Origin of the sequence: Mammaliicoccus vitulinus (assembly GCF_029024305.1) — a bacterium.
GTDB classification, from domain to species: domain Bacteria; phylum Bacillota; class Bacilli; order Staphylococcales; family Staphylococcaceae; genus Mammaliicoccus; species Mammaliicoccus vitulinus.
Genome location: NZ_CP118974.1, coordinates 1,885,753 through 1,899,883, shown reverse-complemented (window position 1 = coordinate 1,899,883; position 14,131 = coordinate 1,885,753). Strand labels below are relative to the sequence as shown.

The 14,131-nt window shown below is 33.2% G+C and carries 9 protein-coding genes; 5 read left to right on the top strand and 4 right to left on the bottom strand.

What is annotated here, in order from left to right; translation table 11 throughout:
* Positions 1 to 36: 36 nt before the first annotated feature.
* Genes PYW35_RS09530 through menB form a run of 4 tightly spaced genes read left to right on the top strand, consistent with a single transcriptional unit; the run spans position 37 to position 4,667 of the window.
* Positions 37 to 1,389 (top strand): isochorismate synthase, encoded by a 1,353-nt coding sequence (locus tag PYW35_RS09530; protein WP_016911632.1) that lies wholly within the window; start codon positions 37 to 39, stop codon positions 1,387 to 1,389.
* A 2-nt stretch (positions 1,390 to 1,391) separates the two neighbouring features.
* Positions 1,392 to 3,071 (top strand): 2-succinyl-5-enolpyruvyl-6-hydroxy-3-cyclohexene-1-carboxylic-acid synthase, encoded by a 1,680-nt coding sequence (menD, locus tag PYW35_RS09525; protein WP_103322896.1) that lies wholly within the window; start codon positions 1,392 to 1,394, stop codon positions 3,069 to 3,071.
* Positions 3,052 to 3,873, top strand: a complete 822-nt coding sequence (gene menH / locus PYW35_RS09520) for a 2-succinyl-6-hydroxy-2,4-cyclohexadiene-1-carboxylate synthase (protein ID WP_103322895.1) — start codon at positions 3,052 to 3,054, stop codon at positions 3,871 to 3,873. The genes menD and menH overlap by 20 nt, the downstream gene beginning before the upstream one ends.
* Positions 3,846 to 4,667, top strand: coding sequence for a 1,4-dihydroxy-2-naphthoyl-CoA synthase (menB, locus tag PYW35_RS09515; RefSeq protein WP_026023210.1), 822 nt, complete (start codon positions 3,846 to 3,848; stop codon positions 4,665 to 4,667). Before menH ends, menB begins: the two co-directional genes overlap by 28 nt.
* 94 nt (positions 4,668 to 4,761) lie before the next feature.
* Here menB and PYW35_RS09510 read toward each other — a convergent pair whose 3' ends face one another.
* Positions 4,762 to 6,360, bottom strand: a complete 1,599-nt coding sequence (locus tag PYW35_RS09510; protein WP_103322894.1) for a M20/M25/M40 family metallo-hydrolase — start codon at positions 6,358 to 6,360, stop codon at positions 4,762 to 4,764.
* 15 nt (positions 6,361 to 6,375) lie between these two features.
* Positions 6,376 to 7,533 carry an aminotransferase class I/II-fold pyridoxal phosphate-dependent enzyme gene (locus PYW35_RS09505; protein WP_103322893.1) on the bottom strand — a complete coding sequence of 386 codons (1,158 nt, stop codon included), beginning with the start codon at positions 7,531 to 7,533 and terminating at the stop codon, positions 6,376 to 6,378.
* Between the two features lie 126 nt (positions 7,534 to 7,659).
* Between PYW35_RS09505 and PYW35_RS09500 the strand changes: the two genes are divergently transcribed.
* The gene (locus PYW35_RS09500) at positions 7,660 to 8,196 is read left to right on the top strand and encodes a hypothetical protein (protein WP_103322892.1); all 537 of its coding nucleotides are present in this window, start codon (positions 7,660 to 7,662) and stop codon (positions 8,194 to 8,196) included.
* 63 nt (positions 8,197 to 8,259) lie between these two features.
* On the opposite strand, the gene PYW35_RS09495 is transcribed toward PYW35_RS09500, so the two are convergent.
* Together PYW35_RS09495 and PYW35_RS09490 are read right to left on the bottom strand one after the other, a co-directional pair.
* Positions 8,260 to 9,261: an acyltransferase family protein gene (locus PYW35_RS09495; protein ID WP_103322891.1), complete on the bottom strand. Its 1,002-nt coding sequence runs from the start codon at positions 9,259 to 9,261 to the stop codon at positions 8,260 to 8,262.
* A 156-nt stretch (positions 9,262 to 9,417) separates the two neighbouring features.
* Positions 9,418 to 14,127: a glucosaminidase domain-containing protein gene (locus PYW35_RS09490; RefSeq protein ID WP_204107844.1), complete on the bottom strand. Its 4,710-nt coding sequence runs from the start codon at positions 14,125 to 14,127 to the stop codon at positions 9,418 to 9,420.
* Positions 14,128 to 14,131: the final 4 nt, after the last annotated feature.

Genomic DNA, 14,131 nt, shown 5'->3' with positions numbered 1-14,131 from the left:
GAAGATAGATATTTATCGGAAAGAAGTGGAAGTGAAATGGCCTTGAAGAAGGATTTGAAGCAAAAAATGATTTCTGAAATCGATGGTAATAAAAATTATATTTCAGTTGAAATTGAGCTTCAATATCAACCAGATTTAATCCATTTATTAAGGGAAGAAATCAATTATATAGGACAACGTTTTTATTACAAATCTAAGGATTACAAATTAGAAATGTGTGGTATCGGTTATTTATTAGAAGCTAGATATTCACATTTAGAGCACGATGAGATATATGAATATTGGCAAAATATTAAAGAACAGTTAAATACGATGGTCTTTCATGAAGATAAACATCATTTAAAATTCTTTGGTGGATTTCAATTTTCAGAGCATTCTTTAACGAACGAATGGAAAGATTTTGGAATGAGTCATTTTGTATTACCAAAATTTATGATTACGAAAGAAAATGGTCGTTGTTACTTAACGTACACTGACCATAGTCATAAGTTTGATATAGATAACATAGAAGAAATATTGAACATTGTTGAATCAAAAGCTCAAGCAAGAACAGTATCAGAACCAAAAATGGTTGCTAATAAAGATATTCAAAGTGAAGAGTGGAAAGCATTAGTTACAAAAGTAGTAGCATTGATGAATGAGTCAGTCGCTCTACAAAAAGTTGTATTAGCTAGAAGGAGAAAAATTGAATTTCAGGATAATGTAGATGTTGAAGATGCATTACAAAGGTCATTAGATAGTAATGAAGCAAGTTATTTATTATTATTTGAATCTGGTAAGTCTCAATTCATTTCACAAACTCCAGAACAATTATGCCAAATAGAGAATGGAAAACTTTATACGAACGCAATTGCTGGAACGATAGCTAGAACAGAGGATGAATCTGAAAATAACATTTTAAAAGATGAGCTCTTAAATGATTCGAAAAATCAATTTGAACATCGCTATGTTGTTGATAGCATCATCCATGATATCCAGTCCTTTACGAAGCAATTAGAATACGATAAAAAACCAACGATTTTAACAAACAAACATTTATATCATCTATATACGAAGATTCAGGCAGATTTATTATCTGAAAATGTTTTAGAAATCGTAAATCAATTACATCCTACACCTGCTCTTGGAGGATTCCCAAAAGTAGAAGCTATTAAATTTATAGAGCACGAAGAGTTTGGTACGAGAGGATTTTATGGTTCGCCGTTAGGTTATATTGATTTAGAAAATAATGGTGAATTTATTGTTTCTATTCGTTCAATGCTTGTAAAAGGAAAGACAGCCACATTATATTCAGGTTGTGGCATCGTAAAAGATTCAAATGCAATTTCAGAATTTGAAGAAACAGATTTAAAATTCAAACCAATGTTAAAAGCACTAGGAGTGATGTAGATTTGAGTACACATACCGAAAGTCTAACTAAACAAGTATTCACATTTGTTTCTAAATTATATGAGTATGGCGTTGATGATGTCGTAATCAGCCCTGGTTCTAGATCTACACCATTGGCAATTGCATGTGAAAGACACCCTCATATAAAAACATGGATACACCCTGATGAAAGAAGTGCAGCTTTCTTCGCATTAGGCATCATCAAAGCTAGTCAGAAACCAGTTGCAATCATTTGTACGTCAGGAACTGCTGCTTCAAATTATACACCTGCTGTTTCTGAGGCGTTTATTAGTAGGTTGCCGCTTGTCGTCGTGACGAGTGACAGACCTCATGAACTTAGAAATGTCGGTGCACCACAAGCAATTAATCAAGTGAATATGTTCGAGAATTTCACGAAATTTCAATTTGATATGCCTTTAGCCGATGAAACAGAAGGTACTATAAACGCAATTAATATGAATATGATTAAAGCTGAAAAACATTTTGTTGGACCACAAAGAGGCCCAATTCATTTTAATTTCCCATTTAGGGAACCTCTTATACCAAACGTTAAGCTTAGAAGATATTTATCTTCTAAAAGAAAAATAGCAACTAAATATCAAAAGTCAATTGACTTTTCAAATATTCAAACCTACATTGAAAAGCCTCGTGGTGTTGTTGTAGTTGGAGATACACAAGGTCAAGATTTGTCACAAATCTTAACGTATTCAGCGATTCATAACATTCCAATCTTGGCAGATCCATTGAGTAACTTAAGAAAGTTAAATCATCCAAATGTTATCGCTACTTATGATGCACTTTTCAAAGGTGGTTTAAAAATAGAACCACAATTTATCATAAGAGTAGGGCAACCAGTTATTTCTAAACATTTAAATAATTGGTTGAAAGATATAAAATGTCCACAAATACTTGTTCAAAATAATGATACACCAGATGCATATCCAAAAGTGCCAACAATTTCTGTAGAGTTAAGTCCAAATGATTTCTTCAGACAAGCTCAAGATGTAACACCAACTCAAAATAAAAATTGGCTAGAAAAATGGATAACAATGGATAAAGAAGCAAGAGTATTAATAGATGAGTATATACAAGAAGAAACTGACGAAGGAGCAGCTGTTGGTAGTTTGTTGAAAAAAATGTCGTCTAAAGATACTGTTTTTGTGGGTAATAGTATGCCGATTAGAGATGTTGATACATTCAATTTAGACTCCAAAGCTGAGATTGCAGCAAATAGAGGTGCTAATGGCATTGATGGTGTTGTTTCAACCGCTTTAGGCATGTCAGTTTATAATAAAGTCACATTAATTATTGGAGATATTTCATTCTTCCATGATATGAATGGACTCATTATGAGTAAATTGCATGATCTTGATATTACGATAGTGTGCTTAAACAATAATGGTGGCGGTATTTTTAATTACTTAGCCCCGAAAGAAGAAGCGCCTGAACATTTTGAAAAATTATTCGGTACACCGCTTGATTTAGATTATCAACATGTAGCGCATTTATACGAATTAGGATATGAAAAATTTGAAGATGTTTCTGACTATAAACGTCAAACTTTACCTCAATTTGGTTCTTATTTGTATGAAATTATGACGAATAGAGAAGAAAATACAGAAACACATAGAGAATTATTTGCAAAAATGAGAGGCATTCAATATGTTAACTCACCACGTTAAACAACTTGATGCTGATAAGCCAACGATTATATTATTACATGGTTTTATAAGTGATCACACGACCTTCCATTTAGTCGAAGATGATATAACTAATCAAGGCATTAATGTGATAACTGTAGACCTTCCTGGTCATGGCAGTGATCAATCAAGTTACGATGAAAAATGGTCAATGGAATTTATAGCAAACCACATTAAAAAAATAGTGGACTATTATCAGTTGAAAAATGTCTATCTACACGGATATTCAATGGGCGGACGTGTTGCATTAAGTTTTGCAACTCAATTTCCTGAGTTGTTAAATGGCCTTATATTAGAAAGTGCGAGTCCTGGTTTAGCAAATGATGAAGATAAGCTTAGTCGTATAGAAGTAGATCATAATAGGGCGCGTTATATTCAACATGTAGGTATGAAACAATTTGTAGAAGAATGGTCTCAATTACCACTATTCAAGAGTCAATCGATGCTGTCATCTGAAGAAAGAGAACGTATAAAGCAAATGAGACTTTCACAAACGCCTGATGGACTAAGCAAAGCTTTAATAGATTATGGAACTGGTGTGCAACCTTCATATTGGAAAGCATTACATGCGCTTGAAGTGCCTACATGCATAATAGTAGGAAGCGAAGATAAAAAGTTTATAGAAATAGGTAAACAGATGCACGAAAGTATTAAAAATAGTAAATTTCATATTGTAAATGAAGCTGGTCACACAATTCATGTGGAACAACCCACAAAATTTGATACAATGATAATAGATTTTATTTTAGGAGGCAAATTATGTCAAGACAATGGGAAACTATAAAAGAATATAAAGAAATTAAGTATGAATTTTTCGAAGGAATTGCAAAAATTACGATAAATCGCCCAGAAGTACGTAATGCATTTACACCATTAACTGTACAAGAAATGATCGATGCATTTTCAAGAGCAAGAGACGATCAAAGAGTAGGTTCAATTATTTTAACAGGTGAAGGCGACTTAGCATTCTGTTCAGGTGGAGACCAATCAGTACGTGGACATGGTGGATATGTTGGAGAAGATCAAATCCCAAGACTTAACGTATTAGACTTACAACGCTTAATCCGTGTAATCCCTAAACCAGTTATAGCAATGGTAAGAGGTTATGCTATCGGTGGCGGTCACGTGTTGCATATCGTATGTGATTTAACAATCGCTGCTGATAATGCAAGATTTGGACAAACTGGACCTAAAGTAGGATCATTCGATGCTGGTTATGGATCAGGTTATTTAGCTAGAATCGTTGGACATAAAAAAGCTCGTGAGATTTGGTTCTTATGTCGTCAATATGATGCTAAAGAAGCAATCGATATGGGACTTGTTAACACTGTAGTACCATTAGACAAAATAGAAGACGAAACAGTGCAATGGTGTAAAGAAATGATGGAACACTCACCAACAGCATTACGCTTCTTAAAAGCTGCTATGAACGCAGATACAGATGGACTAGCGGGATTACAACAATTCGCTGGAGACGCAACATTGTTATACTATACTTCAGAAGAAGCGAAAGAAGGTCGTGACGCATTTAAAGAAAAACGTCAACCAGACTTCGATCAATTCCCTAAATTCCCATAATATAGATACAGAGATTGGGATATATCGCTCAACTCAAAATAAATAAGCATATCACGTTACTGATTTTTCTCAGTAAATAGTGATATGCTTATTTTTATAGTAAATGCTTTTTAACGACTTGTTCGATTATTGTAGGTATTTCTTCAAATGCGCTCTTCATATTAATACGTTCTGTAACTTGATGTGCGTCTTTTCCTATAGGCCCGATATTAATAACAGGTGCGCTTATCTCTTTTATATCATTAAAAGGTATAAAGTAAGATTCGTTAAATACTGGAGTTTGATCAATGTAACTTTCAAACCCTAAATCATCTTGTCTATATTTAGCGTAACTTAAATCACTAATACCATTGAAGAAATATTGTCTTTGAGAAACTCTATTAAATTGAGATAAGGAGATTTCACTTACTGTTTCTACTATTTCATCAATAAACGAATCCTCTGATGAGTGAGCTGCCGGATAATAGGGTGGCGCAAAGAATGTTATGACACTTGGTCCAAGCTCCTTGAGCATATGCATGAAGCGATCAGTGATCTCTATTGATTGTGCTCTGTCATCATGTATGTGTTCAATGACCTCATTTATGACATGTTTTATATGCGCTTCTCCAAATTCTTTAATTGCTAAATCTTTTAATTCTTTAAAAGTTAATACATTTATAGATATATTTTTAAGATAACCTTCAGATTTTAAAATTTCTTGGTAAGATTTCTCACAAGTTGAAACAGCTTCTTTTACGACATTATTAAAAATTGTAAAGATATCCTCGGCGTTTCGTTGAAACAAGAATACATTATATAAAGCCACTGTACGGAAAGGCGTTTGTACATCATAGTGGTCTTTAATATCTCGACTCATAAGAGAAACGGGGAGTGGTGTGATTTCGTCTTTATAATGTTCTTTAAATAATGTGCTATATTCCATCTTGTTATTAATAAAGCTTTGAATGTAATTTGAACTGATACCGTTTAAAGGTTGCCCGACATGTGTTTCTTTACCATAACATAGTGTAGAGGGCATAATTTTTCCTATAGTACCTGAATAAATGTAATGGTTTGAATCTTTTTCTGCTTGTGAAAATGTTGGTTCACTATTTAAATGTAAGACGATTTCTAAATTGTCTTCTTTACGAATTTGATTCAGTCTTTCAACTGCTTTATGCATACCTTTAGATTCAACTTCTTCGTCTGGAACAGAAATGACTATAATATTGATATCCCACGCTTCTCGAATGGCTTTTTCAATAAGTGACATATGTATCATAAGGCCGGGTTTCATATCCATAGAACCACGTCCAAATAAGTAATTACCAGAATGGATATCTTCTTTACCATCAGGTGTTAAATACTTGTCATCTATGCGGAAAATTTCTGTAATGTGATCCATATCAAATGCTGCTTCTTTATACTCACTATAGTCATCGACACCAACTGTATCAAAGTGACTAATACACACAAGTGTTTTTTTAGTTTTTGGCGCTTTATAATATGCCAATACTGCATGTCGACCATCCCCAGTCGGATGCAATATAACTTGATCGGAATATTTTTTGAAATAATCGAGTTTTAAGTATTGTTGCTTTAAAAAATATGGAAAGGATTTTTCACCTTCAGAATGTGTAATGGAATCATGCTGTACTAAGTTTTTTAATAAATTTTTTCGATCTTCAAATGTTTGCCATAAAAAGTTCATTAAAATTCAGCCCCTTTAAAATACTTCTTGAATCATTCTTTCCAATCTATTCAATCCTTCTTCAAGGGATTTTATATTATAAGCATATGAAATTCTTATATAGCCTTTGCCAATATGTGTGAAAGCTGAACCAGGTACGATTGCTACATGATAGTCTTCGAGCGCTTTCATACAAAATTCGTAATCATCCATACCAAATTGTGATATTTGAGGGAATATATAAAATGCGCCTTGAGGTTTTTCATTCAAGATAAAGCCCATTTCAATTAAACGTTTATAAACATAATCACGACGTTCAATATACGCTTTGTTCATTTCTTTTGGTGAGTCGATTGCATTTGTAAGTGCTTCTATAGCAGCATATTGGCTTGGTACGTTTGCGCAAATACAATTATATGCATGAACAAAAGTTAATTGCTTCATTACATATTCAGGTCCGAGTAGAAAACCAATGCGTAAACCTGTCATAGAGTGTGATTTACTTAATCCACCTAATAAAATACATTGGTCTTTAATAACATCATATGAAGCAAATGATGTGTGTGGTTGGCCAAAAGTATTTTCAGCATAAATTTCATCGCTGATGATGTATATAGGGTAGGCTTTAAACACGTCAATGAGTGCTTCGACTTCTTGCTGGTTTAAAGTTATACCAGTTGGATTGTTAGGATAGTTTAATAATATTGCTTTAGTTTTATCGGTAATATGAGCTTCAACTAAGTCTGGTGTTATTTTTAATCCAGTTTGGGTAGTATCTATGTATATAGGTTTAGCCCCTAATAATTCAATGAGAGGGACGTAGCCGGCATATACAGGAGATGGTATTAATACTTCATCACCTTGTTCAATTATGCCTCTTAAAGTAGTATCTAACGCTTCACTTGCACCATTAGTTATTAATATTTCATTTGTTGTAAAAGAAGCATTGAAACGATTTTTGTAATAAGATTGTACAACTTTTCTCAGTTCTAACAATCCTGCATTATGAGAATAAGACGTAAAATTTTGATCGATTGCATCTTTCATTGCTTCTTTAACACTTACTGGTACTAGAAAGTCAGGTTGTCCAACAGTCAAGTTTACGACATCATCAATTTCAGGTATGCGGTTAGATATAGCTCTTATACCAGACACTTGAAGTTGAGATGCAAATTTATTTAATGGTAATTGCATTTTTTTCACCTCTTCAAAACGATAATTTAATTATAACGTTAAAAAGAGAACAAATAAATGAATATAGCAAAAATTTAGAAAACGTATTACAATAAGGGAAACATTACAATAAAAGGGGATGTTTATATGGTGGACTTAAATAATATGAATCAACGATTAAAGTTATTACTTTCTTTAAATATTTTTGAATGGTTACCACATCCAACTTTTGTGCTCATACAAAATAATGATGAACAATGGATGATTTCATTTGAAGAAGATTCAATACATATATATAGAGCAGAAGCTCAGTTACCACATTTTCATCGTTACTATTTCGGACAAGATAATCGCCTTATTAAAAATGCACAATTTCACATTAAATTTAAATCAAAAGAAGAACTGTCATTTGATGAAAGAAAATTTGTTTCTGATTTTATGCAACCTACAGAAAAAAAAGAGAATCCTATTTTATTTATACAATCAGATACACCTTATACCCAAGAGTGGATTGATTACTTAACATATTTACTAAGTGCAAGTTATGAAGTGTTAGAAAACCTATACAATAATAATCATGAACTCGCACCGGTAACACATAAACATGTCCAAATACCAGCCTATTTATTAAATAGTGAAGATAAATATATTGGTACGATTCCATATGAATCTTTAATTAGATAAATTTCAATCTCGATATAACAAAAAAAGCCTATCCTTTGAGTGTTTAAAGGATAGGCTTTTTAATTATTCTTTCTTTTTAGGTGGTTTTTTAATATTAACAATTGGGTTAGCGTAGTGCCTAACGAGATCACTACTGAAGAAATAAACAATTATGATAGTAATGAGCACAATTGCAACCCAAACATACGGTTGATCTAATAGCATTCTATCCCATTCTTTTGAACGGAATAAACCAACGAAAAGTCCATGAAGTAGGTAGATAAACATCGTTCTTGAACCAATATAAGTCAGGGGTAATTTTCGTTCGGGTATTAAATTCATAAAACTTAAAGTAGATACGAAAATAACGACATAAATGAACAACCTTTTTAAAGAACTGTATACATCAACATCACTTTCAAGTGCTGAGTAAGGTTTGCTACCAAATAACCATTCAAAGTTATAATCAGTTAATAAATAAGCAATGAAAATAGCGAATAAACTCAATGTTGAAAGCCATAAATACTTTTTATTTCTTAAAATAAACGATTGTTCTTTATTAATATAATATCCTAATAAGAATATCGGGAAGAATACGAATGTTCTTGATAGACTAAGTTTTGCATTGATAAAATCAAAGTAACCAACTACTAAACCTACTATTATAGCTACAGTAAATGTTATATAAGGATTGAAGTTTCTTACGAAATGCAATATAACATGCCATGAGAATAGACTGACTAAGAACCACATAGCCCATTGAGGATCAAAGGGACTAATATTCAACGTATCGTCTCTGTCTATATAGTAATAATATAAACCATAAAATAATTGGAATATAAGATAAGGTAATAAAAGCTTTATTGTAATTTTTTTTATGTAACCTGGTTTACCTACACTTTTTGCGAAAAATCCTGATATAAGAACAAATGCGGGCATATGGAAACTATATATAAACATGTACAATGCTTTAAATATATGACTATCATTAACATAAGATCTTGTTAAATGTCCGAAAACAACTAACACAATTAAGAAAAATCTAGCGTTGTCAAAATAATGATCTCTTTCTTTATCGTTTGGCATGAAAAGTGCTCCTCTAAATCGATTGTCTACAGTTTACTTGAAATGTAGATTATAAATTAAAATTTCTGAAAGTACAAATAAAAATAATAGAATATAAACTAAAAAAATCAAACCAATGCCTTGATGGCATTGGTTTATTAAATATTTGATTAATAATTATGATTTATATTGATCTACATCGTAATATTGACCATCTGTTTGAATCTGTTGATAGAAGTCACTAATACGTCGGGCGTTAGATTTTGCGAAATCTACACCAGTAGCATATTGATGTACACCAGGATTTTGTGGATTGAATCTCATTTTATATAATGTGTTTTGTCCAGCTTTAATGTAATTGTTTGATATAAATTGAGCGCCACCTAATATCGCTTTTTCAGGTGTATTCCAACCAGCTTGTTGAGCATACTTAATACCACCGTATAATGCATTGTTATCAATCGCACCGACACCAAACATATTATAATATTTAGTTTGAGGATTTAAGTCAACTTTTCCATTTTTATCAATAGCACCACCATTTGCTAATTGGCTTGTACCATTACCTGTTTCTAATAACGCATGTGAGATTAAATAAATTTCATTAACACCAACAGCTTTTGCAGCTTGGCTAAATGCTTCACCTTGGTTTTCTAAAATGCCTTTACCGCGAAGTAAGTCATTTAATTTAGAAACAGAGATGCCTTGTGATTTATTTAAATCTAAAAATTGATATTTTTGAACTGGATCATTTACGTACTTAGTTGTATCCATTGAATCTTTAACTTCAGCTCTAGTAGCATTTCTCACACCACTTGGTAATACTTTTTTAGGTTCAGAGCCATTTCGTAATGCCATTTGAATATTTACTGCTTCGTCAAGTGTATAAGGACTAGTTGAAATATTCGTTGCCTCAGTAGCTAGTTGTAAATATTTAGAGTTAATCCATACAGTTTTACCATTGAGAATACCTTTATACCAAAGTTCATTCTCAATTTGTTGTGAAGAAATAACTTTGAAATAAGCATATTGATAATTTTGTAATGAACCTAGTAATGTATTTTTTGAAACATGTGGTTGGCTATAGAAGTAGCCAGTGTTATCAAAAATTAAATAGTTAGTATAATTTTCTTTTAAAGCAATTGGTTGATTGTTTACTGCACTATATTTAATCGCATTAGTTTTCTTAGGTTGTGCAGGTGTAGCTTGTTTTACTGCTTTAGGTTGAGCTTTAGTTGTTTGTAATTGCACATCACGCGCATTAACCCATCCTAAAGGTATGGCATTGTTATCTTGTAATAAATAGAATGTTTGATTATTATAAGTTGATTGTTTACCAATTTTAAATGTTTTTCCAGCTTTATTAAGAGCAGGGACAGTTTTTTGATCATAAACTGATGTATAAACACCAGAAATGTTTTGATTAACTTTACCAACATAATTCACTCTAACTGTTTTCGCAACTGAATTAGAAGCTGTAGACTTCGCCACAGGTTTAGATTTCACTGAATTAGAAGCTGTAGACTTCGCCACAGGTTTAGGTTTCACTGTATTAGAAACAGCAGTCTTCGCAACAGTTTTAGGTTTTACCGTATTAGAAGCGGTAGACTTCGCCACCGGTTTAGGTTTAACCGTATTAGAAGCGGCAGGCTTCGCACTAGTTTGCAGTTGAACGTCGCTAGATTTAACCCAACCTAATGGCGTACCGTTACTATCTTGTAATAAATAGAACACTTGATTATTATAAGTTGATTGTTTTCCTATATTGAATGTTTTACCAGCTTTATTAGTCGCTGATTTAGTTGTTGTATCATATACAGAACTGTAAACACCTGAAATATTTGGATTAACTGTACCTTTATACTTAACGACGACTGTTTTAGCTGGACTACTAACAGGTTTAGTCGCAACTGGTTTAGGTTTCACTGTACTAGAAGTAGCAGGCTTAGCTACAGGTTTAGGTTTTACTGTATTAGAAGCGGCAGGCTTAGCTACAGGTTTAGGTTTAACCGTATTAGAAGCGGCAGGCTTAGCTACAGGTTTAGGTTTCACCGTATTAGAAGCAGCAGGCTTAGCTACAGGTTTAGGTTTTACTGTATTAGAAGCGGCAGGCTTAGCCACAGGTTTAGGCTTCACCGTATTAGAAGCGACAGGCTTCGCAGTATTTTGCAATCGAACATCGCTAGATTTAACCCAACCTAATGGCGTACCGTTACTATCTTGTAATAAATAGAACACTTGATTATTATAAGTTGATTGTTTTCCTATATTGAAAGTTTTACCAGCTTTATTAGTCGCTGATTTAGTTGTTGTATCATACACAGAACTGTAAACACCTGAAATATTTGGATTAACTGTACCTTTATAGTTAACGACGACAGTTTTAGCTGGACTACTGACAGGTTTAGTTGGTTTAGTCGCAACAGGTTTAGTTGGTTTAGGTTTACTTACTACTGGTTTAGTAGGTGTAGCTGGTTTAGGATTAGATACAACAGGTTTAGATGGTGCAGTTAAATGACCTGTTTTATATGAATATTTCTCACGAACTAAATCAATAAGTTCGTTAAAAGTATAGTTATTTTCAGCAAACCATCCATAAGGATCACTATGATCAGTACCGCCTAAATATCTTGAAACAGCATCATGAGACCATAAAGTACCAGTACCATCATTTTCAGCGCTATCTAATGGCAAGCCATAATAAGCTAAGTTAGTGGCAATATAATCAGCATAGTTATTAATAGAACGTGCGAAACGATCACCACCATAAACACGAACAAGTTCTACATGTATGAAACGTTGGTTAGCAACACCACCAGCACCCCATGCAAGATAGTCAGTAGGCGCAACCTCAATAATGTTTTTGTCATCTACAAAAGCATGAACAAAGGCACTTTGATAGTTGTTTTTCATATAAGCAATTTCACCTTGAATAGTTGAGTTAGGATTTGCCGTTTCATGTGCAATGATACCTTCAGGCTTACCAACACCATGACGATAAGGAATTTTAGGAATATGACTAGAAAAGTCCTCTACATATCTAGGAACCGCATAATTGTTACTTCTAATTTGGCTGTTTGTTCTTGAACTTACAGTTGGATTGTATGTTCTCGTAGTCGCAGCAGCTCTTCTAAAAGTAGGCGCACCACTAACAGATCTAAACGCAAAAGTACTAACTTGAGGTTTTTCATTAGTTGTTTCTAATTCAACGTTATTATTGCCGTCTTGATCAGCTACATTTTTAGAAGCTGGTTCTTCTGAATCAGCAACGTTAGAAGTATCTTCAGTAGTATTATTTTCAACGTTTTTATTGCCGTCTTGATCAGCTACGTTTTTAGAAGTTGTATCTTCAGTAGTGCTATTCCCAACATCTTTATTGTCGTCTTGTTCAGTTACGTTATTAGAAGCTGTATCTACAGAATCCGCAACGTTAGAAGTGTCTTCTGTAGTGTTATTTTCAACATCTTTATTGCCGTCTTGATCAGTTACGTTATTAGAAGCTGTATCTACAGAATCCGCAACGTTAGAAGTGTCTTCAGTAGTACTGTTCTCAACATCTTTATTGCTTTCTTGATCAGCTACGTTATTAGTAGTTGTATCTTCAGAATTAGCAACATTAGAAGTGTCTTCAGTAGTGTTATTTTTAACATCTTTATTGCTTTCTTGATCAGCTACGTTATTAGTAGTTGTATCTTCAGAATCCACAGTGTTAGAAGTGTCTTCAGTAGTATTATTTTTAACATCTTTATTGCCGTCTTGTTCAGCTACGTTGTTAGTAGGTGTATCTTCAGAATCCACAGCGTTAGAAGTATCTTCAGTAGAGTTATGTTCAATATCTTTATTGCTTTCTTGATCAGCTACTTTATTAGAAGTTGTATCTTCAGAATCAGCAACATTAGAAGTGTCTTCAGTAGTGCTATTCTCAACATCTTTATTGTCGTCTTGTTCAGTTACGTTATTAGAAGCTGTATCTTCAGAATCAACAACATTAGAAGTGTCTTCAGTAGTACTGTTCTCAACATCTTTATTGTTGTCTTGTTCAGCTACGTTATTAGAAGCTGGTTCTTCCGAATTAGCAACGTTAGAAGTGTCTTCAGTAGTACTGTTCTCAACATCTTTATTGTTGTCTTGTTCAGCTACGTTATTAGAAGCTGGTTCTTCCGAATTAGCAACGTTAGAAGTATCTTCAGTAGTACTGTTCTCAACATCTTTATTGCTTTCTTGATCAGCTACGTTATTAGAAGTTGTATCTACAGAATCCACAGTGTTAGAAGTGTCTTTAGTAGTGTTATTTTCAACATCTTTGTTGTTGACTTGTTCAGCTACGTTGTTAGAAGTTGTATCTACAGAATCCACAGCGTTAGAAGTGTCTACAGTAGTGCTATTTTCAACATCTTTATTGCTTTCTTGATCAGCTACGTTATTAGAAGTTGTATCTACAGAATCCACAGTGTTAGAAGTGTCTTTAGTAGTGTTATTCTCAACATCTTTATTACTGTCTTGGTCAGCTACATTTTTAGAAGCTGGTTCTTCTGAATTAGCAACATTAGAAGTGTCTTGAGTAGCGTTGAGTTCAGTATCTTGTGCATTTTCAGTGCTGGCTAAATCTAATGTTGAGTCATTAGATTTAGTTGTATCTTCATTTTTACTTGGCTCATCTATAATAGATGGGTCTTTATACGCTTTGCTACCTGAAACGCTTAAAGATTGGTTTTTTAATTCCTTTTGTTCACCTTGAATTTGACTAGCATTGTTATGTTGCTCAATGATGTTTTTGTTATCATTGTTAGTTGTTTGTTCTGCATTCACTTGATGAGAAACAAGTGTCGTACCTGCTAGAGTCATTGCAACAAGTGCGGGGGTTTTGTAATAGAATTTTTTATCCATAAAC

Coding starts and splice junctions, on each gene's coding strand:
- PYW35_RS09530 (WP_016911632.1), top strand. CDS start 37: ATGGCCTTGAAGAAGGATTTGAAGCAAAAAATGATTTCTGAAATCGAT.
- menH (WP_103322895.1), top strand. CDS start 3,052: ATGTTAACTCACCACGTTAAACAACTTGATGCTGATAAGCCAACGATT.
- PYW35_RS09500 (WP_103322892.1), top strand. CDS start 7,660: ATGGTGGACTTAAATAATATGAATCAACGATTAAAGTTATTACTTTCT.
- PYW35_RS09510 (WP_103322894.1), bottom strand. CDS start 6,360: ATGAACTTTTTATGGCAAACATTTGAAGATCGAAAAAATTTATTAAAA.
- PYW35_RS09505 (WP_103322893.1), bottom strand. CDS start 7,533: ATGCAATTACCATTAAATAAATTTGCATCTCAACTTCAAGTGTCTGGT.
- PYW35_RS09490 (WP_204107844.1), bottom strand. CDS start 14,127: ATGGATAAAAAATTCTATTACAAAACCCCCGCACTTGTTGCAATGACT.
- PYW35_RS09495 (WP_103322891.1), bottom strand. CDS start 9,261: ATGCCAAACGATAAAGAAAGAGATCATTATTTTGACAACGCTAGATTT.